The sequence below is a fragment of the Aeromonas sp. 600282 genome (assembly GCF_049175755.1).
GTDB lineage: Bacteria > Pseudomonadota > Gammaproteobacteria > Enterobacterales > Aeromonadaceae > Aeromonas > Aeromonas veronii_A.
Genome location: NZ_JAAKVR010000017.1, coordinates 18244 through 43589, shown reverse-complemented (window position 1 = coordinate 43589; position 25346 = coordinate 18244). Strand labels below are relative to the sequence as shown.

23 protein-coding genes are annotated in these 25346 nt (G+C 57.0%); 2 read left to right on the top strand and 21 right to left on the bottom strand.

The genetic code is table 11. The features are described 5' to 3' along the window. Positions 1-51: 51 nt before the first annotated feature. The 17 genes from astD to tapM all read right to left on the bottom strand — a co-directional run bounded on the left by astD (position 52) and on the right by tapM (position 16990). Positions 52-1521 carry a succinylglutamate-semialdehyde dehydrogenase gene (gene astD, locus G5137_RS15940; RefSeq protein WP_421255654.1) on the bottom strand — a complete coding sequence of 490 codons (1470 nt, stop codon included), beginning with the start codon at positions 1519-1521 and terminating at the stop codon, positions 52-54. A gap of 72 nt (positions 1522-1593) precedes the next feature. Beyond that, positions 1594-2613: an arginine N-succinyltransferase gene (gene astA / locus G5137_RS15935; RefSeq protein ID WP_278167812.1), complete on the bottom strand. Its 1020-nt coding sequence runs from the start codon at positions 2611-2613 to the stop codon at positions 1594-1596. A 76-nt stretch (positions 2614-2689) separates the two neighbouring features. Continuing rightward, a complete protein-coding gene (locus G5137_RS15930; RefSeq protein ID WP_421255653.1) occupies positions 2690-3907 on the bottom strand; it encodes an aspartate aminotransferase family protein in 1218 nt (405 codons plus the stop codon). Between the two features lie 277 nt (positions 3908-4184). After that, positions 4185-4766, bottom strand: coding sequence for an aminodeoxychorismate synthase component II (locus G5137_RS15925; protein ID WP_216953065.1), 582 nt, complete (start codon positions 4764-4766; stop codon positions 4185-4187). Positions 4767-4787: 21 nt separating this feature from the next. Continuing rightward, the gene (locus tag G5137_RS15920; RefSeq protein ID WP_216953064.1) at positions 4788-5003 is read right to left on the bottom strand and encodes a hypothetical protein; all 216 of its coding nucleotides are present in this window, start codon (positions 5001-5003) and stop codon (positions 4788-4790) included. A gap of 117 nt (positions 5004-5120) precedes the next feature. Continuing rightward, positions 5121-6125, bottom strand: a complete 1005-nt coding sequence (gene trpS / locus G5137_RS15915) for a tryptophan--tRNA ligase (RefSeq protein ID WP_005362251.1) — start codon at positions 6123-6125, stop codon at positions 5121-5123. Positions 6126-6167: 42 nt separating this feature from the next. Next, positions 6168-6836, bottom strand: a complete 669-nt coding sequence (locus G5137_RS15910) for a phosphoglycolate phosphatase (protein ID WP_139494141.1) — start codon at positions 6834-6836, stop codon at positions 6168-6170. After that, positions 6823-7497, bottom strand: coding sequence for a ribulose-phosphate 3-epimerase (gene rpe, locus G5137_RS15905; RefSeq protein ID WP_005335006.1), 675 nt, complete (start codon positions 7495-7497; stop codon positions 6823-6825). The genes G5137_RS15910 and rpe overlap by 14 nt, the downstream gene beginning before the upstream one ends. A 189-nt stretch (positions 7498-7686) precedes the next feature. Then, complete coding sequence (locus tag G5137_RS15900; RefSeq protein WP_005335008.1) at positions 7687-8559, bottom strand: Dam family site-specific DNA-(adenine-N6)-methyltransferase; 873 nt, start codon at positions 8557-8559, stop codon at positions 7687-7689. Between the two features lie 70 nt (positions 8560-8629). Beyond that, positions 8630-10210, bottom strand: a complete 1581-nt coding sequence (locus G5137_RS15895) for an SPOR domain-containing protein (protein WP_421255652.1) — start codon at positions 10208-10210, stop codon at positions 8630-8632. Then, a complete protein-coding gene (gene aroB, locus G5137_RS15890; RefSeq protein ID WP_421208787.1) occupies positions 10200-11282 on the bottom strand; it encodes a 3-dehydroquinate synthase in 1083 nt (360 codons plus the stop codon). Before aroB ends, G5137_RS15895 begins: the two co-directional genes overlap by 11 nt. 14 nt (positions 11283-11296) lie before the next feature. Beyond that, entirely contained in the window at positions 11297-11815 is a 519-nt protein-coding gene (gene aroK, locus G5137_RS15885; protein ID WP_005347909.1) for a shikimate kinase AroK, read from the bottom strand. Between the two features lie 191 nt (positions 11816-12006). After that, a complete protein-coding gene (locus tag G5137_RS15880; RefSeq protein WP_421255651.1) occupies positions 12007-14220 on the bottom strand; it encodes a type IV pilus secretin PilQ in 2214 nt (737 codons plus the stop codon). 16 nt (positions 14221-14236) lie between these two features. Further along, the gene (locus G5137_RS15875) at positions 14237-14770 is read right to left on the bottom strand and encodes a pilus assembly protein PilP (protein WP_216953060.1); all 534 of its coding nucleotides are present in this window, start codon (positions 14768-14770) and stop codon (positions 14237-14239) included. Then, entirely contained in the window at positions 14767-15366 is a 600-nt protein-coding gene (gene tapO, locus G5137_RS15870; RefSeq protein ID WP_216953059.1) for a PilO family type IV pilus biogenesis protein TapO, read from the bottom strand. The genes G5137_RS15875 and tapO overlap by 4 nt, the downstream gene beginning before the upstream one ends. Beyond that, positions 15363-15941 (bottom strand): PilN family type IV pilus biogenesis protein TapN, encoded by a 579-nt coding sequence (gene tapN, locus G5137_RS15865; RefSeq protein WP_216953058.1) that lies wholly within the window; start codon positions 15939-15941, stop codon positions 15363-15365. Before tapN ends, tapO begins: the two co-directional genes overlap by 4 nt. Then, the gene (gene tapM, locus G5137_RS15860) at positions 15929-16990 is read right to left on the bottom strand and encodes a PilM family type IVa pilus assembly protein TapM (protein WP_323137627.1); all 1062 of its coding nucleotides are present in this window, start codon (positions 16988-16990) and stop codon (positions 15929-15931) included. Before tapM ends, tapN begins: the two co-directional genes overlap by 13 nt. A gap of 299 nt (positions 16991-17289) precedes the next feature. Here tapM and G5137_RS15855 point away from each other — a divergent pair, with 299 nt between their 5' ends. Further along, positions 17290-19761 carry a penicillin-binding protein 1A gene (locus G5137_RS15855; protein WP_421255650.1) on the top strand — a complete coding sequence of 824 codons (2472 nt, stop codon included), beginning with the start codon at positions 17290-17292 and terminating at the stop codon, positions 19759-19761. Positions 19762-19810: 49 nt separating this feature from the next. On the opposite strand, the gene oxyR is transcribed toward G5137_RS15855, so the two are convergent. The 4 genes from oxyR to G5137_RS15835 form a co-directional block, all read right to left on the bottom strand. Further along, positions 19811-20710, bottom strand: coding sequence for a DNA-binding transcriptional regulator OxyR (gene oxyR / locus G5137_RS15850; RefSeq protein WP_257687017.1), 900 nt, complete (start codon positions 20708-20710; stop codon positions 19811-19813). A gap of 156 nt (positions 20711-20866) precedes the next feature. Then, positions 20867-22507 (bottom strand): methyl-accepting chemotaxis protein, encoded by a 1641-nt coding sequence (locus G5137_RS15845; protein WP_216953054.1) that lies wholly within the window; start codon positions 22505-22507, stop codon positions 20867-20869. 171 nt (positions 22508-22678) lie between these two features. Beyond that, positions 22679-23323 (bottom strand): DsbA family protein, encoded by a 645-nt coding sequence (locus tag G5137_RS15840; RefSeq protein ID WP_421255649.1) that lies wholly within the window; start codon positions 23321-23323, stop codon positions 22679-22681. Between the two features lie 75 nt (positions 23324-23398). Then, positions 23399-24259: a Vmh family MBL fold metallo-hydrolase gene (locus G5137_RS15835; protein ID WP_058055949.1), complete on the bottom strand. Its 861-nt coding sequence runs from the start codon at positions 24257-24259 to the stop codon at positions 23399-23401. Between the two features lie 126 nt (positions 24260-24385). Between G5137_RS15835 and G5137_RS15830 the strand changes: the two genes are divergently transcribed. Further along, a complete protein-coding gene (locus G5137_RS15830) occupies positions 24386-25285 on the top strand; it encodes a LysR family transcriptional regulator (RefSeq protein ID WP_005362277.1) in 900 nt (299 codons plus the stop codon). Positions 25286-25346 lie beyond the last annotated feature (61 nt).

Below are 25346 nucleotides of genomic sequence, written 5' to 3'. Positions count from 1 at the left end.
CCTTTGATTGCGGGTACAGATGGGGGCACCGCTGGATGCCCCGTGTCGTTATTAGAAGCGCAGGCCGGGCGACAGTTGATCCGGCATGGTTGCTTTGCTGTCTTCGACAGAGGCAACCGGATACGCACAGTAGTCAGCAGCGTAGTAGGCGCTTGCCCTGTGGTTGCCGGAAGCGCCGATGCCACCAAACGGCGCGGCACTGGAGGCGCCGGTGATGGGTTTGTTCCAGTTGACGATACCGGCGCGGATCCGCTTGAAGAAGTGGTGCCAGTCCGCCTCCTTGTCCCCCAGCAGACCGGCCGAGAGACCGTAGCGGGTGGCGTTGCCCTGATCGATGGCAGCATCGAAATCATCGTAACGAATGAGTTGCAGCAGCGGGCCGAAGTACTCTTCGTCAGGCAGCGCGCTCACTGAGGTCACGTCGATAATACCCGGGGAGACAAAGCCTGTGCCCGCTTCCAGGTGCTTGAGGGTAAGCAGGCTCTCGCCACCGAGGCGCTGCAGGTTGGCTTGCGCCTCGACCATGCCCAGTGCAGCCTTCTCGCTTATCATCGAGCCCATGAACGGCTGCTCGGCTGCGTTATAGAGGCCGACCTTGATCTGGCTAACCACCTCGACCAGTCGCTTGACCAGCGCATCGCCACGCTCACCGCGCTCGACAAACAGGCGGCGGGAGCAGGTGCAGCGCTGACCCGAGGTGATAAATGCCGACTGGACGATGGCATGCACAGCGCCATCGATGTCGCTCACGTCTTTCACGATCAGCGGGTTGTTGCCGCCCATCTCGAGGGCCAGAATTTTGCCCGGCTGACCGGCAAACTGCTGATGGAGGAAATGACCGGTGCGGGAGGAGCCGGTAAAGAAGAGGCCGTCGATATCGGGGTTGCCAGCCAGCGCCTTGCCAGTCTCGACCTCCCCTTGCACCAGATTGAGCACTCCCTTGGGCAATCCGGCCTCCTGCCACACCTTGACCATGGCTTCGGCCACCATGGGGGTCAGCTCGGAGGGTTTGAACACCACGGCGTTACCCGCGATCAGTGCAGGTACGATATGGCCGTTGGGCAGATGGCCCGGGAAGTTGTAGGGGCCGAACACCGCCACCACACCGTGGGGCTTGTGACGGACAAACGCCTTGGCGCCCGGCATGGCATTTTCAACGGTGCCAGTGCGCTCGTCATGGGCGCGGATGGAGATGGCGATCTTGCCCTGCATGGCGGCCACTTCGGTGCGGGTCTCCCACAGCGGTTTGCCGGTTTCGCGGGCGATGGTCAGCGCCAGCGCCTCTTTCTGCTCACCCAGCAGGTCGGCATAGCGACGCACTATGGTAAGACGATCCTCAAGGCTCATATCCGCCCAATGGTAGAAAGCAGCGCGAGCAGCCTTGACGGCGGCATCCACTTGCGCTGCGCTGGCGGCCTCCCCTTGCCAGATCACCTGATTCTTGGCCGGGTCCTTTGACTCGAACGGCTTGCCTTCACCGGCAAGCCATTTACCGTCGATAAATTGTACTGACTGGCTCATCCATTCACTCCCTGTCGCTGGCAGACAGCCTCGGCTGCCTGTCTGATAATCGGTTTGCTTGTCCTGTCTGTCTCAGTCGAGGTCAACCACCCGCACCATGTCGCCATCCTGCACCTTGAGTGCCGCCGCCATCTTCGGCGGAATGATGGCTTCGTGCTTGTCGAGATCGACCCGGATATTGCCGTAGCAGGCGCGGTAATGCTCGAAACGGCTGTTGCAGATAAGATGGGTCTTGCCACCGATGGGCTCGCCCACCAGCACCCGCAGCTTCTTGCTGCGGCGCACGCTACGGATATTCTTCACGTCGCACTCGACGGTGGGGCCCGCATCGAAAATATCGACGTAGCCACGGTTCACGAAGCCCTCATCCTGCAGCATCTTGATGGCCGGTCGGGTCTTCTCGTGGGTCTGGCCAATGACGGCTCGCGCCTCTTTGCTCAGCAAATTGACGTAGATGGGGTACTTGGGCATCAGTTCGGCGATAAAGCGCTTCTTGCCGATGCCGGTCAGATAGTCGACGGTGGGAAAATCCATCGAGAAGAAATGGGTTTGTAGCCACTCGTAGAAGGGGCTGTGGCCGTCGGCATCGGAGACTCCACGCATCTCGGCAAAGACGGTCTCGTCAAACAGCTCGGGGTGCTCGGCCATAAACAGAAAGCGGTGCTTGGAGAGCAAGCGACCATTGAGCCCCTCGCGGGCACATTCGCGCAAGAACAAGGTGCAGAGCTCGGAGTTGCCGGTGTAGTCGTTGGAGAGAGTCAGGGTTTCAACGACGTTGTAGATACCGAGCTTGGGTGATGAGTGCACCACCTTGCCGATGTGGTAGTTGTAAAACGGCTGGGAGAGGCCAACCGCGGCATCGATGGCACAGGTGCCGACCATCTCGCCGGTCTCGAGATCCTCAGCCACGAAGAAGTAGAGGCAGTCCCCCTTGCCGGCGGGCTTGTCGGAAAAAGTCTGGGTAGAAGCATCGATCTTGCGCTGCAGCAACTCATCGTTGACGGGCAACGAGGTCATGCCGGTGCCGGACTCGATGGCGCAGGTCTTGAGCCCGGCAAAATCTTTTTGCTCGATGGGACGGATAACCAACATAAATGACAACTCCCTTTCATTGACGACAGGTGGGGGCCCGGCTCCTGCCGGGAGAGCTCCCCACCTCAATTTGGAATCAGGCGTTGACCACCTGGGCAACCGCCTTCTCGAAGCGGGCCAACCCTTCCTTGATGTCAGCTTCCGGGATCACCAGTGAAGGGGCAAAACGAACCACGTTGGTACCGGCAACCAGTGCCATCAGCCCCTGATCGATAGAGGCCAGCAGGAAGTCGCGGGAACGCCCCTTGAAGTCCTCGCTCAGAGCGGCGCCCAGCAGCAGCCCCTTGCCGCGGATTTCGCTAAAGCAGTGGTATTTGGCGTTGATCGCCTCGAGCCCCTCGCGGAACAGCTGTTCGCGCCGCTTGACCCCGTCCAGTACCTCGGGAGTATTAATCACGTCGATCACCGCCTCGGCGACCGCACAGGCCAGCGGGTTACCGCCGTAGGTAGAGCCGTGAGTGCCCACTTTCAGGTAAGAAGCGATTTCGTCGGTGGTCAGCATGGCGCCGATGGGGAAACCGCCCCCCAGCGCCTTGGCGCTGGTGAGGATGTCCGGCGTGACGCCGAGCCCCATATAGGCATAGAGATCACCGGTCCGGCCGACCCCTGACTGCACTTCGTCATACACCAGCAGGGCATTGTGTTTGTCGCACAGCTCGCGCACCCCTTTGGCAAACTCGTCGGTAGGACGAATAATGCCACCCTCCCCTTGCAGCGGCTCCATCACCACGGCGCAGGTGTTGTCGGAGATCACCTCGGCTAGTGCCGCCAGATCGTTGTAGGGAACATGGGTAATGTCACCGGGCTTGGGACCGAAGCCATCGGAGTAGGCAGCCTGGCCACCGACGCTGACGGTAAAGAAGGTACGACCGTGGAAGCCCTGATTGAAGGCGATGATCTGGGTCTTCTGCTCGCCAAACTTCTCGATGGCGTAGCGGCGAGCCAACTTGAGGGCAGCTTCATTCGCTTCGGCGCCGGAGTTGCAAAAGTAGACCTTGTCGGCAAAGGTGGCCGCGACCAGCTTCTTGGCCAGACGCAGGGCCGGTTCGTTGGTCATTACGTTGGAGAGGTGCCACAGCTTCTCGCCCTGGGTTTTCAGAGCCTCGACCAGCTTGGGATGACAGTGACCCAGGCCGTTAACGGCGATACCACCGGCGAAGTCGACATACTCGCGCCCCTCCTGATCCCAGACACGTGACCCTTCACCACGCACCGGGATGATCTTGGCGGGCGCATAGTTGGGAACCATCACTTCATCAAACACTTCACGTGTCACTGCCAACAACTCTGACATATAGCTCTCCTTCAGATTCGGCGACAGAATAATCCACCGCCTAAAAGTTAAATCCGTGTAAACGTGACGGGATTATCACAGAAATAAAGTAAAAAGTCTGTAACAAGACGACCTATGAGGAACAATGTTCGATTGACCTTGAGATTTTAGGCAACCGCATTGCATAACGACTCAGGGGGGCTTGGCAAGAGATAATTTGGGCTGGAAGGGGGCTGAATAAAGTGTCAGAGAAATATTTTTTACCTTCTTTCAAACTTGAGAAGGTGATCACAAATTTTTATGAACAGGACAGAAAATTGGCCAGCAGCAAATGGCCCTGTTCGCTCAAAATACTCTCCGGATGGAACTGAACACCCTCGACAGGAAGTGTCTTATGGCGTAATCCCATGATTTCGTCAAACGAGCCATCGGCATGCTCGCTCCAGGCGGTGACCTCGAAGCAGTCGGGCAGCGTGTCGCGCTCCACCACCAGTGAGTGATAACGGGTCACCCGCAAGGGATCCTTTAGACCGTAGAATACCCCTTCGCCGCGATGGCGAATCAGGGAGGTCTTGCCATGCATCACCTGACGCGCGCGAACCACGCGGGCACCAAACGCCTGCGCCAGCGACTGGTGGCCAAGGCAGACGCCAAGAATGGGTAGCTTGCCGGCGAAGTGGCTGATGGCATCGAGAGAGATCCCCGCCTCATTGGGCGTACAGGGACCGGGAGAGATCACCAGAAAACGGGGGGAGAGCTGCGCTATGGCATCAAGCGTCAGTTCATCATTGCGCTTGACCACAACCTCTTGTCCCAGGGCGCCGAAATATTGCACCAGATTCCAGGTAAAAGAGTCGTAGTTATCGATCAACAACAGCATGAGATAACCAACAGTGGAGAATTAACGATCGAGATAACGACCCTGTTCCATTTCCCGTTCACGCTGACACTCGGCCAGATAGATGGCTGCAGCGATGGCAGCAGTCTTGTGATGTTTATCGATGGCATTGGAGACCATCAATTGCAGGGTATTGAGGTTTTTCGCCTTGCGGAACTTGCGCAGCCAGTGACCTTTATCACTCAGCTCTTCAATCGAAATATTTGGTTGAACAGACATGCGTACTCTTGGGGATATAACCCGGGTTGAAATAAAGAATTAAACAAAATACAACGTGGGAAAATAAAGAAAGCCAGGCAAATACCCAGCTCTCTTCTACTACACCTTCCCAGTATGTCAGGCTCGAGGAACGAAGCCGACTACATCATATACGCTGGTCAGGGTTTTTTCAGCTCTTTCACGCGCCTTTTGTGCCCCTTCGGCAAGAATCGCAATCAGATGGGCCTCATCCTGACGCAACTCGTGGAAACGAGCCTGGATCGGTTCCAGCAGCGCAACCACGGCTTCGGCGGTCTCGGTCTTGAGGTGACCATACATCTTGCCTTCGAAGTGCTGCTCCAGCTCGGGGATGGAGCGGCCAGTCACGCCGGACATCAGGGTCAGCAGGTTGGAGACACCCGGTTTGTTTTCCGGGTCGAAACGCACCACCGCCGGCTCGTCGGAGTCAGTCACCGCACGCTTGATCTTCTTGACGATCTGCTTGGGATCTTCCAGCAGGCCGATGAAGTTGGCCTCGTTGTCATCCGACTTGGACATCTTCTTGGTCGGATCCTGCAGGCTCATCACCCGCGCCCCTTCGGTCGGAATGAAGGGCTCCGGCATGGTGAACACTTCACCATAGAGGTTGTTGAAACGGGTACAGATGTCGCGGGTCAGCTCCAGATGCTGCTTCTGGTCGTTGCCGACCGGCACCTGATTGGCCTGATAGAGCAGGATATCGGCTGCCATCAGCACCGGATAACCAAACAGGCCGACGTTGACGTTGTTCTCGAAACGGGCGGACTTGTCCTTGAACTGGGTCATGCGCGACAACTCACCCATCTGGGTATAGCAGTTGAGGATCCAGCCCAGCTCGGCGTGCTGCGGCACGTGAGACTGGATGAAGACAGTGCTCTTCTTGGGATCGATACCGACCGCTAGATAGAGGGCGGCTGCGTCCAGACAAGCCTTGCGCAGGGCAGCCGGGTCCTGACGAGTGGTGATGGCGTGCAGGTCGACGATGCAGTAGAGGCAGTCGAACTCATCCTGCATGTTGACCCACTGACGCAGGGCCCCCATGTAGTTGCCGATGGTCAGTTGACCGGAGGGTTGCGCCCCGCTCAATACGATTGGTTTAGTCATGAGAGTGTTAATCCTTGTTATTCAGCCAGCCCAGCTGCGCTATTAGACCAAAAGTGCATCGAGCTGGGCAAACTGCTCGAATACCCAGTCTGGATGGGAGTCGGCAATGGGGCGGCCATAGTTGTAACCGTAGGTCAGGCCCACCACCTTCATGCCGGCCGCCTTGGCCGCCAGCACGTCATTTTCGGAGTCGCCCACCATTAGAGTGCGAGCCGGGCTCACCCCCAACTCCTGGCAAGCGTGCAGCAATGGCTCCGGGCTCGGCTTCTTGACCGGCACGCAGTTGCCGCCAAGCCAAAGTTCGAAACAATCGCTGATGCCAAGGGCATCGAGGATGGGTGCCACGAAATCACTCGGCTTGTTGGTGACGATCGCCTGCTTGTAACCCAGGGTTTGCAGGCGACGCAGACTCTGGGCAACCCCGTCATACATAGCCAGCCCTTGCAGCAGGCAGGCGTTGTAGTGCTGGAAAAAGATCGGTCTGGCCTTGGCAAACAACTCGGGATCGGCCTCGCGATAGGCGAGCGCCCGCTGGATCAGCTTGTCGGCTCCGTTGCCGACCCAGGTACGGATCACCGCTTCATCAGCCTGCGCCAGACCGAGGTCTGCCAGAGTCAGATTGACAGCCAGCGCCAGCTGGGCGGCGCTGTCAATCAGGGTGCCGTCCAGATCGAACAGCACCAAATCAAATGCGCGCTCAGCGTGTGACATGAGCCAGCTCCGCACGCATCTTGTCGATCACCGCCTTGTAGTCAGGCTGGCTGAAAATGGCCGAGCCGGCGACAAACATGTCGGCGCCCGCTTCGGCGATCTCGCGAATGTTGTCGACCTTCACCCCACCATCGATCTCGAGGCGGATATCGCGGCCGCTCTCGTCGATCAGACGACGCACCTGACGCAGCTTGTCGAGGGTGCCGGGAATGAAGCTCTGGCCACCGAAGCCCGGGTTGACCGACATCAGCAGGATCACATCCAGCTTGTCCATCACATACTCGAGGCAGGAGAGCGAGGTAGCAGGATTCAGCACCAGACCCGCCTGGCAGCCCATCTCCTTGATGAGGCCCAAAGAGCGATCAACGTGATCGGACGCTTCCGGATGGAAGGTGATGAGGGAAGCACCCGCCTTGGCAAAATCGGGAATGATGCGATCCACCGGCTTGACCATCAGGTGCACGTCGATGGGGGCCTCGATACCGTAGTCACGCAGCGCCTGACAGACCATGGGGCCAATGGTCAGGTTGGGGACATAGTGGTTGTCCATCACGTCGAAGTGAACCACGTCGGCACCGGCAGCCAGTACCTTGGCTACATCGTCACCCAGACGGGCAAAATCGGCAGAGAGGATCGAGGGGGCAATCAGAAAGTCTTTCATCAGCATCATCCATTGGCAGCCAGGGAGAAAAAGCGGCGCAATTTTAACGTAAAAGGCGGGCGAAAACGACTCGAATGCGGGGGAAATGGGGCAATCGCCTCCCCTCCCCCTGCCACCCGGGTTTTGGGGCATCGGCACGGGCGCGGACTCGCCCATAAAAAACGGCGCCCCTGGGCGCCGCATGGTCTGTTACGTCAGTGGCAGCAGTTCACTGTCGCTGGGATAGTAGCCCTGCTCCGGTTCGATTCCGGGCGGATAGAGCGCCAACAACTCGGCCACCTTGTTGCGGGTGCCGCCGTTGCGGCTGATGGTGCGCTTGACCAGGATTTCATCGAGGCGGGCACCGCGATAAAGCTCACGAGTCAGCTCGATATCGTGGTTGCTAATCAGCACCGGCACCCCTTTGTGAGCCGCTGTGTGGCGGGCCAGTCGCGCCAGGATCGCCTGATCATCCAGGGTAAACCCACCGGAGGCATAGGTGGTGAAGCTCGCCGTAGTGGAGAGCGGCGCATAGGGTGGATCACAGTAGATAACCCAATCCTCTTCGGCACGCTTGATGGCGTCGGCGTAGCTCTCGCAGATAAAGGTCGCCTTCTGCGCCTTTTCGGCAAAGGCCCACAGCTCTTTTTCCGGGAAATAGGGTTTCTTGTAGGAACCGAACGGCACGTTGAAGCCGCCCTTCTTGTTGTAGCGGCACAATCCATTGAAACCGTGACGGTTGAGAAACAGGAACAAGAGTGCCCGCTCGAAGGTGGTCTCGGTCTGATTGAACTGGGTACGCAGCCGGTAATAGGCCGCCTTGTGGTTGTGCTCTGCCACAAACAGCTTGCGCGCCTCGGCAATGAAACTGTCCGGCGTCAGCTTGAGGTGGTTGTACAGGCAGATCAGATCCGGATTGATGTCGTTGAGCACATACGCGTCGTAGTCGGTGTTGAGAAACACAGACCCGGCCCCGACGAAGGGCTCCAGCAACACACGCCCGGCCGGCAGGCGCTCGGCAATCTCTTCAACCAGGGAGTATTTTCCCCCGGCCCATTTTAAAAAAGCGCGTGTTTTTTTCATGGAAATCCGGTGTGTAAGAAGGCAAGACCCAAAAAGGGGGACGATTCTACCCCCTTATCCGGTATCAAGGCTATTGCTTCAGCTCTTTTTGTACCTGTGCAAACGACTTGGGCCAGGGCTGACCTTTCAGCAAGGCTGGCGGAAGCTTGCGAATGGCACTCTTGGCCTGGGTCAGACCGGCATAATCCCCTTGCAGCACCACGTACCAGGGGCTGCCACGGAATTTGGTTTGATAGACCCATACCTTGCCCGCCAGACCATGCTCGGCGACAAATTGATCCACCGCCTTGGTGTTGCTCGCCCCCATCAGCTGAACGCTGTAGTGATTGCGCGGCTTCTTGTTCAAGGTGGCGACCGGTGTCAGGACCACCTTGGGTGCAGGCGCGGCAACCGGCTCGTTGCTGGCTGTTTTGGTGGTGGCCGCAGGCGTTGCGGTTGTCACCGGATTCAGTGCTTTGGCGGTACTGGCTGGCGCCGTGGTTGCGATTGCACCACTGGGGGCTGTGCCACTCGGGTTCTTGCCGGTCAGCTCGTCCACCACGTCAGTAGGCAGTGCGCCGCTCACCTTGGGTTCGGTCATCAGCTTTTGCACGACCTCGTCAGAGATCACCACCCGACGCCCTTCGTAATTGGTTGATTCGGTGGTCACAGTTTCGCTCTCCACCGATTTGGGCAGCACTTTCGCCTCCGGCTGCCAATCTTTCACAACCCCGTTTGGATTGCTGGCTGCATCGCTGTTTTGCGCGCCTTGTGCAGCGGAATCTGTATTCGAACCGCCAGCGGTGAGGGGATCGCCTCCCGCTACCGGGATCGGCAATGCCGTGTTCTGCGCAGGATCCTGCAGCGCCGGTTTGCTTTCATTGTCAAACAGCGCAGGCAGCAGGTAGCTCAACGCCAGCAGCCCGCCAGCGACCAACGCGATAGCGGTGGCAATCTTCTTGACAGGCAACTCCGCCTGACGCTTCTTGGGCCTTCTGTCGGTCATGATATCCTCCAGTGACTGCATGATGGTGGCCGGATGTCCATTCGCCGTTTTCAGGATCTCTTCCACTTGCAGCTTGGGCAGGAGAGCCGCCGGGATCTTGAGCTCTTTGGCTTTTTCATACAAGAAGATGCGCTGCTCCGGCGGGCTCAGTGGCGGCACTTCCAGCTCAAGGGCTGGCATGGCTCGCCCTTTGAGCTGCGGCCGTTGGGTACGACACCAGACGTCACTGCCCGAGACGATAATGGCCAGCTGATGGGGCGCCGCCAGGGTATCGTTGTGACGGCTGATGGTCCACAACTCTCCCAGCAGTTCAGCCGGTAACAGGTCGGCCCGCTCTATCAGCAGCAACAGGGTGGCAGGCTTGCCCCCTTCCAGCATGCGAAAGAAACTATCAGCAAGGGCATCCTGCGGGTTGAATAGGGGACGTGCCACCACCTGGGGCAGCAACAGTTGACGCACATCCACCATCTTCATGGCAGGCGTGCCGATCAGGCTCACCACCCGCACTTTTTCCGGCAACACGCCGAGCAGGGATTCGCACAGGGTACCGCGACCACAACCGGGTTTACCGGAGAGAAAAATGAAAGGGTGATTGAATTCAATCAGATGCAGCAGCCGGTCAACCAGCTGCCGCTGGGAAGGAAGTTTTAGCAGTTTATTCGTCACGACCAGACTCGATCACCGCCAGCAACTCGGCATCGGACACATCCCCCACCACCTGCGCATGGCCGATGCCAACCGGCAACACCAGACGCAGCTTGCCTTCAAGCACCTTCTTGTCACGGCGCATATGGCGAATAAAGGCGGCGAAATCCATCTCGGCAGGCGCATGAATGGGCAGATTGGCGGCCAGCAGCAGGGCGCGCACTCGCGCGACGTCCGCTTCGCTCATATCGCCACGGGCCTGCGCAGTCCAGGCTGCCAGCATGGTGCCGGCGGATACCGCTTCACCATGCAGCCAGTTGCCATACCCCTGCTCGGCCTCGATGGCATGACCAAAGGTGTGGCCCAGATTGAGCAGCGCACGGACGCCGTGCTCGGTCTCATCCTGACCGACCACATCGGCTTTGATCTCGCAGCAGCGTTTGATGGCGTAGGCCAGCGCGGCAGGTTCCAGCTGTTGCAGACGCACCATGTTCTGCTCCAGCCAGCTGAAGAAATCAGCATCCCAAATGATGCCGTACTTGATCACCTCGGCCATCCCTGCGGCAAATTCGCGGGCTGGCAAGGTACTCAGACATTCGGTATCGATAACAACTTGTTTGGGCTGATAAAAAGCCCCAATCATGTTCTTGCCGAGGAGGTGGTTGACCGCGGTTTTACCGCCAACAGAGGAGTCAACCTGGGAGAGCAGAGTGGTCGGGATCTGGATAAAAGGAATGCCACGTTGATAGCTTGCTGCCGCAAAGCCCACCACATCCCCGATCACGCCGCCCCCCAGAGCGATCAGTGTCGTATCGCGCCCATGGTTGGTTTCAAGCAGAGCAGACATGATCTGCTCAAAGGTCGCCAGGTTCTTGTACGCCTCGCCGTCGGGCAGAACAAGGTGTTCCACCTGAAAATCCGCCAGCAGGGAAGTCACTTTCTCAAGATAGAGCGGGGCGACGACCGTATTGGTCACTATCATCACCCGCCTGCCCTTGATGCTTGCTGCCAGCACCTCGGGGTGCTGTAGCAAACCGGCAGCTATCTCGATGGGATAGCTGCGCTCACCCAGTTCAACCTTCAACCGTTCCATGGACGTCCTCTTGATTACATACCGATCAGCTTCACAATCTGATTGGCAACGATCTTTGCGCTTTGATCATCTGTCTGGATAACAAAGTCAGCCACTTCTTCATACAGGGCGTTGCGCTCTTGTGCCAGACGTTCCAGCACCTCACGCGGCGGCTCTTCAGTCTGTAGCAGAGGACGGCGTTTGTCTCGCTGTGTACGCGCCAACTGCTTTTCAATGGTGGTTTCGAGGTAGACCACGATGCCACGAGCAGACAACTTGTTGCGGGTTTCCCGGCTCTTGATGGCTCCACCACCGGTTGCCAGCACGATACCCTGCTGCTCAGACAATTCGCTGATCACCTTCTCTTCGCGAATACGGAAACCCTCTTCGCCTTCAACATCAAACACCCAGCCGATATCAGCACCACTGCGGCGCTCAATCTCATGATCTGAGTCGAAAAACTCCATATGCAGTTGTTCTGCCAGATGTCTACCTATGGTGCTCTTGCCCGCACCCATGGGACCTATCAGGAAAATATTGCGTTTCTCAGCCATGTTTTTTCGTTAGTAATTACAAACTGTACGACCCCGATAAATACTGGATCGGGGTACCTATGAACCTTATCTTGCGATGGATCAGGAGGGGGATTATCTCAATAGATATCGGGACTGGCAACCGCAGCCCTTACGCCCCAGCCTCATTGGGGCGTAAGGTTATATGTGTTTTACCTTCACATGTAAAGCCTTCAGAAGGCGTCGGTGACTATCTTGGGGGTCACGAAAATAAGCAGTTCACGCTTTTTGTTCTCGCTGGTGGTCTTGCGGAACAGGGCGCCCAATCCGGGGATATCACCCAGCAAGGGCACCTTGGTCACATCGCTTTTGATAGTCTGCTGATAGATGCCGCCCAGCACCAGTGTCTCGCCATTGTTAACCAGTACCTGCGTCGTGATGGACTGGGCGTTGATGGAGACTGCATCACCGGTACCGGTCGGTACGGTTTCGCCCTTGGTATCCTGGGTCACGGTCAGGTCGAGGATCACCCGGTTGTCAGGGGTGATCTGCGGCGTGACTTTCAAGCTCAGTACCGCCTTCTTGAAGGTGACCGAGGTTGCACCACTGGAAGAGGACTCCACATAGGGGATCTCGGTACCCTGTTCGATCAACGCCGGTTTCTGGTTCGCAGTGGTCACCCGCGGACTGGCGATAATCTCGGCCTTGCTCTCTTTTTCCAGCGCAGACAATTCAAGGTCAAGCAGGGTTCCATCGGCCAGACGGGCAACCTGGAATGCCAAGGTACCGGCAGCATTGGTCACCGGCAGATTGACGTTCATCCGATTATCGACCGAGGGTCTGGTAATCGTTGAACTACCGTCGTTATTACCGGACGAATCATTCCCTTCAATAGAGCCTGAAGTGCTGTTGCCGTGACCATCGTTCTTGGTCACTCCCCAACGTACCCCGAGCGCTTCATCGAAACCGTCATCGATGGTCACCATACGCGCTTCGATCACCACCTGCTTGACCGGGATATCCAGAATATCCAGCATCCGCTTGATACTGCTGATAACCTCAGCCGTATCCTTCACAACCAGCACGTTGGTCCGTTCATCCACACTCACCGCGCCACGTGGCGATAGCAACTTGGTACTCTCGGATGAGAGCAGAGCAGCCACTTCGGATGCTTTTGCATAGTTGATCTGCATATATTCGGTATATAACTGGGCCAAATCAGCCACCTGATTCCGGCTCTCCAGCTGCTGTTTCTCCCGTGCCGCAATCTCTTCAGCCGGAGCAACCAGCAGGATGTTGTTATCAAGCCGCTTATCCAGACCGCGCACTTTTAAAATGATGTCGAGCGCCTGCTCCCAGGGCACGCCATCCAGACGTAGTGTCAGATTGCCTGCCACAGAATCGGTAGTAACCAGATTGAGGTTGTTGAAGTCAGCGATAAGCTGCAACACGGTTCTAACCGGGATATCCTGGAAGTTCAATGAGATGGGCTTGCCCTGATACTGCTTTGAAGACGCAGATGCCGCCGTGCGTTTTTTCACTTCGATAATGAACAGTTTATCAGCCTGATCGTAACGGTAATCAAACTGGCCATTAACCGACAGCTCAAACAGGGTATCGTTGCCCTGCCGGGACACCTCAACCTGAGAGACCGGTGTCGCAAAATCCTGCACATTGATCAGATTAAGCAAACCATCAGGCACGCGAGTACCATGAAACTTGGCCAGCACAGTTTGACCGCGGCTGCTCACATCGACGGCAGCCGAGCTGTTGTCAAGTGTGACCAGAAACTCCCCCTGACCATCCTTGCCACGACGAAAATCCACCCCGGTCACCGAGTTGAAATAGGCTCCACTGCCACTGTTTTGATAGCTGCCGAGCAGTGGTTTGCTGGCAGCAGGCGTCGCAACAGGAGGGGTTACCGGTGCAACAGGCATTGACTTGGCAACAACCTGAGAATTGAGCAGTGCCGAAGGAGCTGGAGTGGCCACCATGGCTGAGGAAGCCGTTGCGGCTGGTGCAATCAGGGCGCTTTCGCCATTAATCAGAGCTGATGAGGTCCCTTCACCAAGGGAAACCAGCAATTTGTTACCCTGTTGCTGCACCTGATAGGGAGCCAGCTGATCGAGAGCAATCTTGATATCAAGGCCAGCTCCCTTCCCTTCCACCTTGATGTTGTCTACTCCCTGACGCTGAATAGGCAGCGGGTTCACCTTGAGTGCACCCACAGCACCGGGGACATGCAGCAGGAGCTGGTTAGGTTTATAGGAGAGACGATCGGTAAAGCCACTCACAGGCTCGCTGAAGCTGAGCTCCAGTTGCAACTGGTCTGCCAGCAATGGATTAACTTTTATCTCTTGCAAGGTTGCCACTGCCCACGCCTGACCAAAGGCACTGGCGCAAAACAGCAAAGCCACTTTTGTTACACTGTCTATGGTTGTTCTCATTGCTGTTCGTCCCTGATTATTGTTTTTCTTGCATATTGGCCATCGCCAACTGGGTTTCTCTTGTTACCCAGCACCCCTTCCCGTCCGGAATGGTTTCCAGTAAATCCACTGCCGTAGGAGTAATCTTGATGACTCTACCCTGATCGAGCCCCATATACTGGTTGAGCCCGACCCGTATTGATTTTCCATCAGGTGTGCTGATCAGGGCCCACAACTGCCCGGCCTTTCCCAAGGAGCCGTGCATTGACAAGCTGGCGAGAGAGTAGTTTTCCAATACCTCTTTTTCTCTGTCCATCATAACCTGTGCGCAATCAGGCTTCACCTGGGCACTATTCGCGCGCCCGACACTTGCTTCTGGTTGCGGCATCATGAAGGGACTACGCAGATCGCGTTGTTGATAGTGCATGGGGGAAAACGGCTTCAACTGGGGTAAGGGTTCAATAGGTACAGGGGGTCTTGCCTTTGTTTCGGCAATATAGGAATCCATCTCCTCCTGACCACCACAGGCCGTCAGCAAGAGGGCAGGTAACAACCAGCAGATGCGTCTCATTGTTTCTGCTCCACTGTTTTACCGTTGTACTTGTAGGTTTTGGCCAGCATCGACATAGCAATCAGGTCTCCCTCATCCTTGCTCTGACTCAAGGTAAAGGAGTCGAGTATGACGATACGAGGCAGGGCTGCCATATCTGCCGTAAACTTGCCGATCTGATGATAATTACCTACTACCTCGATCCGCATGGGCAATTCGGTAGAAAACTCGTGCTTGACCTCAGGTTCCCAGTTGATGCGATTGAGTTTCAAGCCATTATCGGTGGCAATAAAACTGATATCGTCCAGCAAACCGGCGACCTCATGGGTATTGGGCAACTGCTTGAGCTGGGTATCGACCAGTTGCTCGAGCTGGATCATTTGTGCCTTGTAGGCGCCCAAATTGGCTGCCAGCATCGCCTTGCTTTCAAACTGGCCTTTAAGCTCCGTCTCTCTGGCGCTCTCTTTGGTCAGATTGCCTAAGGAATTGGCAATCACGTAGTAATAAATAGCGCCACCAGTCAACACACAGCACAGCAGGATAAAGACAGCTTTCGCCCATTTTGGCCAGCTCGCGATGTCATTCAGATCAAGCTCGTTGAGTTGCTGAAGGTTCATTTGCTCTCCTTGGCCATATCCCCGGCAGCCGCGGTATTATTGGCAATCAGGAACATCATCGAGAATTGACTCAACGATACCGGCGCGACCTCCGCTGCAAAAATGGTGCTTATTTTCGACTGTCCCAGCCAGCCGGAACCATCGATTCGACGCATCATGCTGGCAACTCGACCATAAGCTTCTGTCTTGCCGTTGACATCGATAATATTGTTCTGCAACGAGAGGGTATTGAGGTAAACCCCATTGGGTACCAGAGAGGGCAACTGGTTGAAAAGACGAACGGGCACATTTCGACGCATTTGGAGATGTTCGATGAGTTGCATCCGATCGATCAGCTCCTTGCGACGTTCTTTAAGCAGGCGGATTTCTCCCAGTTGTGCATCCAGGATGGTCATCTCCTGAACCAGACGCTGATTACGCTGCTGCTGGGCGGCAATCTGACGCTCGACCAGCCAGTTGGCAAAGAGGCTCAGTGCGACAGTGACCAACACGAAAAGCCCGAGCAGGGCACCAAACTGTTTCTTTTGCCGCTGAGCACGAGCCTCGCGCCAGGGGAGAAGGTTTATATTTGACATGGTGTAAAACTCCTCAGAGCCAACCCGAATGCCGTCATATATTTAGCGCCATGTACCAGCTCGGCCTCTCCTTTCGGTTTGCCAAACAGGGCGAACAGATCCGGGTGCAACACCTCGCAATTGACCTCTTCTTTTACCTGTACCAACAAACCGGGTAGCAGACTGCCTCCCCCCGTCAGCACCAGTTTTGCGATGTCGCGATAACCGGATGAACTGCAAAACAGCTGGATATTGCGCCGCACTTGCTGCAGCAGCGAGTTGATGTGGGGCATCAGCACATCCAGCTCATGGTCAACAGGCAAGGTACCTTTGGTTTTAGCCTGCTCAGCCTCATCCAGCGTCATGCCATAAAAGGAGGAGAGCGCCTGGCTGTACTGATCGCCGCCGAAGTTTTGCAAGCGGGAGTAGATCACCTCTCCCTTGACCAGCGCCGCGAAGGTCATGGCACTGGCACCGATGTCGATCACCCCGATCGGTCGCTCACTCTCCTGCAACTCGGGCAAACAGGCCACAACGGCCCGCCCCAAGGCATGGGCTCCCACATCCACTACCTTGACGGCAATGCCAGCCTCAGCGAGAGCGCTGACCCGGCCATTGACGCTCTCAGTACGGGCTGCGCTCAACAGGACATCCTGACGATCTTCACTGGCGCTGGTGTCCAGCACCTCAAAATCGAGGCTGACTTCATCGAGGGGAAAGGGAATGATCTGTTCGGCCTCCAGCTGCACCTGACTCTCCAGCTCCTTGTCACCAAGGCGAGCATCAATCTGGATGACCTTGGTGATCACATTGGAACCAGTCACCGCTGTCGCGGCATAATCGCTGTGGCCAGAGATAAGGCGCTTGAGGGTTTTCAAAGATGGGCTGACCCGCTCGATATCCTGTAGCTGGTAATCAACCAGCGTACCTTTCGGGGTGGCGACCTCGGCAACAGATTCAATATGAAGCTTGCCGGGACGACCAGTGAGGGTAACGGCCTTGATGGTCTGGCTACCGAAATCAATGCCCACCAGGGGGAGGAGGGATCCCTTATTAAATAGCCCAAACATATACACATCCATGCGTTATTGGGTTTTATACCTGAATTGAGTGTAGGACACTCTAATCAGATGAGAGCTTGATCCATCCTAAATGCTCTAACTATCAATGTCATAAAGTTTATACCGAAAAGTGACCCACCTCGCTTTCTTGAGATAAAGGGAGGCACCTTGGTTATTGCTCACTGTAGTGCTAACCTCTCGCATCCTGTCGATGGGTGACTTGCCACAGGAAAACCTCGAATTCCAGATGGCAAAAGGGCTATACTCTGCGCCCGTTGGCTAAATTTAAGACGATTGGTAGTTCTTCCATGCTGAAATGGCTCGTTCGCCTGTTTATTGTCATGATGCTGGGTGCTGTGCTGGGTGTTGCCAGCCTCATCGGTATCTACTTCTATATCAAACCCCAACTGCCCGATGTCACCGCACTGCGTGATGTCAAACTGGCAACCCCGATGAGGGTCTACAGCCGAGATGGGGAATTGATCGCCCAATATGGTGAAATCCGTCGCATTCCGTTGCGCTTGGATGAAATCCCCCAACCAATAATCGATGCCGTACTGGCAACCGAAGATGCCCGCTTCTACGAGCACCCCGGCATTGACCCCATCGGCATCATTCGCGCCGCCTCCGTCTGGGCCGTATCAGGTCATGCCCGTCAGGGTGCCAGCACCATTACCCAGCAGGTTGCACGCAACTTCTTCCTGAGCAATGAGAAAACCATCATCCGCAAGATAAAGGAGGTCTTCCTGGCCTGGCGGATCGAGCAGAATCTCTCAAAAGACGAGATCCTCGAACTGTACCTCAACAAGATCCCTCTCGGTTATCGCTCCTTCGGGATCGGTGCTGCGGCTCAGGTTTATTTTGGTAAAGAGGTCAAGGATCTGGGGCTGGACGAGATCGCCATCATTGCAGGTCTGCCCAAAGCCCCCTCCATGCTCAACCCCATCCGATCCCCCGAGCGCGCCTTTGCGCGCCGCAACGTTGTGCTTGGTCGGATGCTGGAGACCGGCAAGATCACCCAGGCCCAGTTTGACGAAGCGTCCAAAATGCCGATCAAGGCCCGTTTTCACGGCGCCGAAGTGACCCTGCACGCTCCCTATCTGGGTGAAATGGTACGCCAGAAGATGGTAGAGCAGTTTGGTGAAGATGCCTACACCATGGGCCTGCACGTCTACACTACCGTCTCTGCCGAACGCCAAAGGGCCGCCAGACAGGCTCTGCTGGATGGCGTCTTTGCCTACGATATGCGTCACGGCTATCGTGGCCCGACGGCCCAGTTGTGGAAGGCAGGCGAAACAGCTTGGGATTACGAGCAGATCGTGGCCCACCTTGGCAAGCAACCCACTTATGATCCGCTGATGGCGGCCGTAGTTACCAAGCTCGGTGACCGTAGCGCCACACTGGTACTTAAAAATGGCAAGGAAGCAGAGCTGGGCTGGAACGGCATTAAATGGGCTCGCTCCTTTATTACCGACGACCGCCAAAGCTATGCCCCGAAATCGGCACGCGATGTACTGAAAGTCGGCGCCCAGATCTGGGTGCGGGAAGAGGGCGAAGAGTTGCTGCTGGCCCAAATCCCGGACGTCAACGCCGCGCTGGTTGCCATGAACCCGAAAAATGGCGCGCTGGAAGCAGTAGTTGGCGGCTTCAGCTTCGAACTATCCAAATTCAACCGGGTCGATCAGGCGCGTCGCCAGATCGGTTCAAATATCAAGCCTTTCCTCTATGCGACCGCGCTGGAGCACGGCTATACCCTGGCGTCGCTCATCAACGATGCGCCAATCAACCAGTGGGATCCGTCAAAAGGGCCCATGTGGCAGCCCAAGAACTCCCCGGCCGTTTATGATGGCCCCACCCCGCTGCGTCTGGGTTTGGCCAAGTCCAAGAACGTGATGTCGGTTCGACTGATGCGCGCCATCGGTCTGGATACCTATATCGACGGTCTGACACGCTTTGGCTTCCCCCGCGACTTCATCTCGCCCCATGAGTCACTGGCGCTGGGCGCAGCCGAATTTACCCCCCTCGAGGTGGTGCGTGGTTACTCGGTACTGGCCAACGGTGGCTTCCTGGTGACCCCATACTTCATCGACAAAGTCACCGACAGCCTGGAGAACACCCTCTATCAGGCCAATCCTGCCATTGCCTGCAACAATTGCGAACAGCAGACGGCGTCCGAGCAGAGCACACTGCCGGAGCCAACTGTTGATGGCGCAGCACAAGATGGCACGCAGACCCCTCTCGCGCCAACCATCGCCCCGCATACCATCAGTGCCCAGAGCGCGTTCCTGATCACCGACACCTTGAGCACAGCCATCTGGGGTGGCAACGGCTGGCGTGGTACCGGCTGGCGTGCAGCCCGTGACCTGAAACGTCACGATATCTCCGGCAAAACCGGTACCACCAACGAATCGCGGGATGCCTGGTTCTCCGGCTATACCCCGGACATCGTAGCTACTTCCTGGATCGGTTTTGACAACCACCAGCGTGGCCTTGGCCGTGCCGAGTTTGGTGGTGGCGCTGCACAGCCTATCTGGATCGACTTCATGAAAGTCGCCCTCAAAAAGCAGCCGGAGCACAAGATGCCGGTTCCCGAAGGGATCATGACGGTGAAGATTGACAGCGAAACCGGACTGCTGGCGACCAGTGGCGGAACCGACGAATACTTCAAGGAAGGGACCGAGCCGACCCGTTACGCCGCGCCCAGTTCGGACGGCAATCAGGTCTACGGTGGCGACAACCCCGATGTGGAAGGGCCTGTCTCTACCGACGATATCTTCTAAGCTGCTCTCGCGGCAGCAACAAAACCGGCAGCCTTGGCTGCCGGTTTTTTTATTGGGCCAACTGCTTGCTCATCAGCGTGGAGATCGAGGCGGCCAGCTCGTTGAAACAGGGGCGACGTACCGAGTAGTGGCGATAGAGCAGCGAGATGGTACGACCCGGCACAGGGTCAACCACAGGACGATAGCTCACCCCTCCCTCATCATGATCGGCGGGTACGGCCAGCTTTGGCACCAGGGTCATGCCGCTACCGGCGGCCACCATGTTGCGCAGCGTCTCGAGACTAGTCCCCTTGAAGCGTTGATCCTCACCTATCCCGCCAGCGAAACAGAAGCCCATCGCCTGATCCCGCAAACAGTGGCCATCGGCCAGCATCAGCAATTTCTTGCCCTTGAGATTGCCGAGTGGCACTTGTCTGGCCTGTGCTTCGGGGTGATGGCAAGGCACCGCCAACCACATCGGCTCATGATAGAGCTGGATTGAACCAAACCCCTCCATCCCAGGCATCTCGGCCAGAATGACGCAATCCAGCTCCCCCTCTTCCAGCCGTTTGAGCAGGGTTTGGGTCTGCTCCTCATAGAGATAGAACTCCAGCTGGGGAAAACGCTCACGCAGGGTCTGGATAATGCGGGGCAACAGGTAGGGGCCCACGGTCGGAATAAAACCGATATGGATCTCCCCTGACATCGGCTCGGAGAAGTGCTGACCGATGCTCTTGAGCTCGCGCACCTCCTTGAGCACCCGACGCGCCTGATGGGCCATGGCATCGCCAGCCGGAGTAAACAGCACCTTGCGCGAGGTACGTTCGATCAGAATGACCCCGAGTTCATCTTCCAGCTTGCGCAGCTGGCCGCTCAGGGTGGGTTGACTGACAAAGCAGCGTTCAGCGGCTTTGCGAAAATGTTTTTCCTCATCCAGCGCCACCAGATATTCGAGATCGCGAAGATTCATACAGCAAGAGTCCTGCCTGGAAAATGGGCCATCAGCATGCACAATATCGTCCGGCGGGACAAGTCATCCACTTGCAGTGAGCCTCTCTGGCTGCCCCTCCAAAACAGAAAAGCCCGATCACCTCGCGGTAATCAGGCTGTTTGACTCGCCGATGGATTACACCCTGAAACGGCGCACCATATCCTGCAGTTGGGTAGCCAGGTGGTTCAACTCGTTGCACGCCTGAGCCATCTGGGTGGCACCGGCGGCCACCTCTTCGGAAGCATGACTGATATTGACCACGTTACGGTTGAGCTCCTCGCTCACCGCGCCCTGCTCTTCGGTGGCCGTTGCAATCTGGATGTTCATGTGGGAGATGCTGCTGACCGAGCCACTGATCTGGGAGATAGACTCGCCCGCTTCCCGCGCGGTAGCTACCGTGGTGTTCATCAGCTCCTGACTCTGTTGCATGGTACTGCCCGCCTGTTCGGCACGCTGCTGCAACTCGGCAATGATGGTATTGATCTGGGAGGTGGAGTCCTGGGTTCGTTTGGCCAGAGTACGCACCTCATCAGCCACCACCGCAAAACCCCGTCCCTGCTCACCGGCCCGGGCCGCTTCAATCGCCGCGTTCAATGCCAGCAGGTTGGTCTGTTCGGCAATGCCGCGGATCACCTCCAGCACCATGCCGATATTGCGGCTATCATCGCCCAGTTGGCGGATCACCACTGCAGTGCTCTCGATGGCCCCCGCCACCCGCTCGATGCGCAAAATAGAGTCATTAACAGTCTTGGCCCCAATCTCTGCTGTTTCGCTGGCCGAGGTGGCGGCACTGGCGGCATCGCTGGTGTTGCGAGAAACCTCCTGAACCGTAGCCTGCATCTCGTTCATCGCGGTTGCCAGCTGATTAAGTTCATGCTGCTGGGCACTCATGTTGGCCGCTGACTGCCTTGCTACCGAGCTCATCTCTTCGGTGGCCGAACTCAGTTGCACCACTGAGCCCGAGACTTCACTGACCAGGGTACGCAAATTGGTCTGCATCTCGCCAAACCCTTTGGCAAGAGTCCCCAGTTCATCATTGTTGAACTGTTGCATATCGATGCGGGAGGTAAGATCACCGGAGGAGACACGGCGGGTCTGCTCCAGCAGGGCCATCACCGGATTGCGGATCTGGGCGGTCAACAGCCAGGCAATCACCACCACAAAAGCCAGCGTCACCAGGCTGACAATAATGCTCATGGTTCTGGCATTGCTATACATGGCCGCAATGTCTTTCACCATCTCATCGGCAATCTCGTTATTGATCTCCCGCAAACGATAAGACTTGGCACCAACCTCTTCCAATGCGGCACGAGTCTCGTTTTTGCGCAGACTTCTGACTTTATCCAGATCGCCAGCAGCAAAGGCATTTAACAGCTGGTCATGTACCGAAAAATACTTGGCCCCCGCCGCAACCACCTGCTCATAAACCTGCTTCTCTTCACCAGTAGTGAAAGGTAAAGCACCATATTTTTGGGCTGCTTGCTCAAATTCCTGCTTGGCCTTATTGAAGGTCAGGGTGCGATCGCTTACCTCTTGCTCATCCTTGTTCAGGCCACCGATGACCTGGGCCAACTCTGAACGACGCGCATCCAGCACGGCAACATGCATCTGGCTCGCCAGACGAGTAGAAGGCAGTAAATTACCCGTGATGGTTTCGGTATCACCATAGAGCTTTGCCAGCTGGCTGATTGAAAACCAGGCCAAGCCCAGTACCAACAAGGCCAGGATGGCAAATCCGGCACTCAGTTTCTGGCCGATGGACATGTTTTTGAACATATAAGGGCTTCCTTGAAATGAGTCTTCACTCCCGCAACATCCACCGGGAATGGTCATATAGAGCATAGCCTGTACCCGGAAAACAGAAGGATTTCATACCGTTTCTGTGATTGTTTGCCTATCGGCCCTGGACACCTTTCCTGAAGCGGTCTCGTGTTCAAATAACAGCCATCATGTCATTAGAGCCAGCAGATGCGTGCTCAGAGCATCCGGCTCCCCCAGAAAATCGGCAACCCGTACAGGCGTGACCCGCCCCTTGTGCATCAACCCAAAGGTGGGATAACCCTGACCGCCCAGCCGTTTCATCCAGCCCTGGCTATCTGCCAGATGTTGCAGCAAGGGCGCCTGCAGATAGGATTGCTGGAATGCTTCGGCTGCAATCCCCTGCTCTGCCGCCAGCGTGGCGAGAAATGCCGGCTCACCAATCCAGATCCCGTCCCGATAGTGGGATTGCTGGATCCGGTGCAACATGACCAGGCCATCGCCCCCCAACGCCGTGACGGCCAAAACCGCACGGATCGGCGGCTCGGAGTCCAGCAGACAGCCTTCCCGCAGCAGCAGTTCGTTAAAGTAGCGTTCGCCAAAATGCTGGCCGGTCAGCGCTTCGATCCGCTGATCATGGGGGCGCACATAATCACGCAATGCCTCGCCCATCGGCTGACGGCGACTACCCAGCCAGAGACCGCCCGCATGCAGCTCGATCTTGAGTCCGGCAATAGTTGCTGCCGCCTGCAACAGGGGGGCGGCACCGTAGCACCAGCCACAGAGGGGGTCATAGACATAATGGAGGGTGGTTTGTTGTTCGCTCATCTTCATTCTCACTTCGATCTCGGATAAAAAACCGGGCCCTTAGGCCCGGTAAAAAAACACAGGGAAAGCAGGCTCAGTGACTTACCACTTCATCTCGCCGGTATTGACCTTGGCACCGATGGCCAGACCATCGTCAACCGGCAGTGCCGGATAGGCCTTCTTCAGAGCCTCAATCAGCTCACCGGAGTTTTTCGCCTTGGCCAGCTCCTGTTCGAAACGCTCTACATAGTCACGGGTAAAGCTCACAGCAGCAGTGCCTTTGGGAGCCGTGCCCAGGAAGTGGCCCGGTACCACGCGCTCGGGTTTCAGGGCCAGCAGGTTATCCAGCGCCTTGACCCAGTTGCTGCGAGCCGCCTTGGTCTGGCTGTCCGCCATCCAGACATGCACCCCGTGGTAGACCGGCACACCACCAAAAGCAGTCTTGATGGAAGGGGCCCAGAGGTAGGCATTCGGGGTATTCATCTCTTTGATTTCAATCTTCTCGCCATCCAGCGTCAGGTGGCTGGCGGTCATCACTTGCGGCACGGTCAAGCTCTTCGGTGCGCCCTTGCCGAGGATCGGGCTCCAGTAGCTCAGCTTGGCATCCTTGGTCTGGTTGATATGGTCAACCACATGCTGGTCGGCCAGCACTTTGACATCCGGGAACGCCGCCATGACCGGCTCCAGACCGAAGTAGAAGTCGGGGTCACCGGCACTGATATAGACAGTGGTCAGCTTCTTGCCACTCTTCTTGATCATGTCGACCAGCGCCTGACCATTTTGCACATCGAATTGGGCATCGATCAGGATGGCCTCTTTGTCACCGGTCACCAGTGAGGAGGAGACCGGGAAGATCGCCTTCTCGCCAGGGTTGTAGACGGTCACGCTCAGGGGGGCGGCCAGTGCGGCGCCACTCAGCAGGGTGGTCGCCAGAGTCAGGTTGCGGATCAGGGTGTTGTTCATCATCTATTCCTCATTAAGTATTCGGGGGTTCATTTGATGGACACAGTGTATTGGATCACTTAAGGTGCAAATACAGCATAAAAAGCGCATCACTGTTGCACACATCGAACATATAGAGAGCCAGACATGGATCGACTGACCGCCTTGCGGGTCTTTGTCAGCGTAGTCGAACAAGGGAGCCTGAGCGGCGCCGGAGAGAAACTGGATATGTCGCGCGCCATGGTGTCGCGCTATCTGGCCGAGCTGGAGAGCTGGATGGGTGCCCGCCTGCTGCACCGCACCACCCGTCGTCTGAGCCTGACAGGGCCAGGAGAGGAGGCGCTGAACCGAGCCCGCGCCATGCTGGCACTCGGCGAAGAGATGGAGCAGATCGCCGTGAAGGGGGATGACGCCCCCAAGGGACAACTGCGGATCACCAGCAGCTACTCCCTGTCAGAAGCGCTGCTGGTCGGGGCTGCCAACGACTATCTGGCGCAATACCCGGGGACGGCCATCGACATTCTGCTGCTCGACAGAACCGTCAATCTGGTAGAGGAGCGGATCGATCTGGCGGTGCGCATCACCAACGACCTCGACCCCAATCTGGTGGCGCGCCGTCTCGGCACCTGCCACTCGGTAGTCTGTGCCAGCCCGGCCTATCTGGCCCGTCATCCGATGCCACACAAGGTGCAGGATTTGGCGCTGCACAACTGCCTCACCTACACCTACTTTGGCAAGAGCCTGTGGGAGTTCAATGGACCGGACGGTCCCGAGTCAGTGCCGGTCAGTGGTAACCTGAGCGCCAATATCTCCAACCTGCTGCTGGAAGCAACGCTGGAAGGCGCAGGGATCAGCCTGCAACCCCGCTACTCGGCACAACCCTATCTGGAGCGCGGGGAACTGGTGCCCCTGCTGACCGACTGGCAGCCCAAGCGGCTCGGGGTCTACGGGGTATATGCCACCCGCAAGCAGATGTCGCCACTGCTGCGCAGCTTCCTCGATTTTCTGCTGGCCCGCATGGCGGCGGATCCCATCTGGCAGGAGTGAGCACACCTCAAACCCGATCATGAAGAAGGGGCCGCTGCGGGCCCCTTCTTCACTCTGATCC

Bases quoted from the DNA above. Each gene is read 5' to 3' on its own strand.
- astD (WP_421255654.1), bottom strand. From the start codon at position 1,521: ATGAGCCAGTCAGTACAATTTATCGACGGTAAATGGCTTGCCGGTGAA.
- astA (WP_278167812.1), bottom strand. From the start codon at position 2,613: ATGTTGGTTATCCGTCCCATCGAGCAAAAAGATTTTGCCGGGCTCAAG.
- G5137_RS15930 (WP_421255653.1), bottom strand. From the start codon at position 3,907: ATGTCAGAGTTGTTGGCAGTGACACGTGAAGTGTTTGATGAAGTGATG.
- G5137_RS15925 (WP_216953065.1), bottom strand. From the start codon at position 4,766: ATGCTGTTGTTGATCGATAACTACGACTCTTTTACCTGGAATCTGGTG.
- G5137_RS15920 (WP_216953064.1), bottom strand. From the start codon at position 5,003: ATGTCTGTTCAACCAAATATTTCGATTGAAGAGCTGAGTGATAAAGGT.
- trpS (WP_005362251.1), bottom strand. From the start codon at position 6,125: ATGACTAAACCAATCGTATTGAGCGGGGCGCAACCCTCCGGTCAACTG.
- G5137_RS15910 (WP_139494141.1), bottom strand. From the start codon at position 6,836: ATGTCACACGCTGAGCGCGCATTTGATTTGGTGCTGTTCGATCTGGAC.
- rpe (WP_005335006.1), bottom strand. From the start codon at position 7,497: ATGAAAGACTTTCTGATTGCCCCCTCGATCCTCTCTGCCGATTTTGCC.
- G5137_RS15900 (WP_005335008.1), bottom strand. From the start codon at position 8,559: ATGAAAAAAACACGCGCTTTTTTAAAATGGGCCGGGGGAAAATACTCC.
- aroB (WP_421208787.1), bottom strand. From the start codon at position 11,282: ATGGAACGGTTGAAGGTTGAACTGGGTGAGCGCAGCTATCCCATCGAG.
- aroK (WP_005347909.1), bottom strand. From the start codon at position 11,815: ATGGCTGAGAAACGCAATATTTTCCTGATAGGTCCCATGGGTGCGGGC.
- G5137_RS15880 (WP_421255651.1), bottom strand. From the start codon at position 14,220: ATGAGAACAACCATAGACAGTGTAACAAAAGTGGCTTTGCTGTTTTGC.
- G5137_RS15875 (WP_216953060.1), bottom strand. From the start codon at position 14,770: ATGAGACGCATCTGCTGGTTGTTACCTGCCCTCTTGCTGACGGCCTGT.
- tapO (WP_216953059.1), bottom strand. From the start codon at position 15,366: ATGAACCTTCAGCAACTCAACGAGCTTGATCTGAATGACATCGCGAGC.
- tapN (WP_216953058.1), bottom strand. From the start codon at position 15,941: ATGTCAAATATAAACCTTCTCCCCTGGCGCGAGGCTCGTGCTCAGCGG.
- tapM (WP_323137627.1), bottom strand. From the start codon at position 16,990: ATGTTTGGGCTATTTAATAAGGGATCCCTCCTCCCCCTGGTGGGCATT.
- G5137_RS15855 (WP_421255650.1), top strand. From the start codon at position 17,290: ATGCTGAAATGGCTCGTTCGCCTGTTTATTGTCATGATGCTGGGTGCT.
- oxyR (WP_257687017.1), bottom strand. From the start codon at position 20,710: ATGAATCTTCGCGATCTCGAATATCTGGTGGCGCTGGATGAGGAAAAA.
- G5137_RS15845 (WP_216953054.1), bottom strand. From the start codon at position 22,507: ATGTTCAAAAACATGTCCATCGGCCAGAAACTGAGTGCCGGATTTGCC.
- G5137_RS15840 (WP_421255649.1), bottom strand. From the start codon at position 23,323: ATGAAGATGAGCGAACAACAAACCACCCTCCATTATGTCTATGACCCC.
- G5137_RS15835 (WP_058055949.1), bottom strand. From the start codon at position 24,259: ATGAACAACACCCTGATCCGCAACCTGACTCTGGCGACCACCCTGCTG.
- G5137_RS15830 (WP_005362277.1), top strand. From the start codon at position 24,386: ATGGATCGACTGACCGCCTTGCGGGTCTTTGTCAGCGTAGTCGAACAA.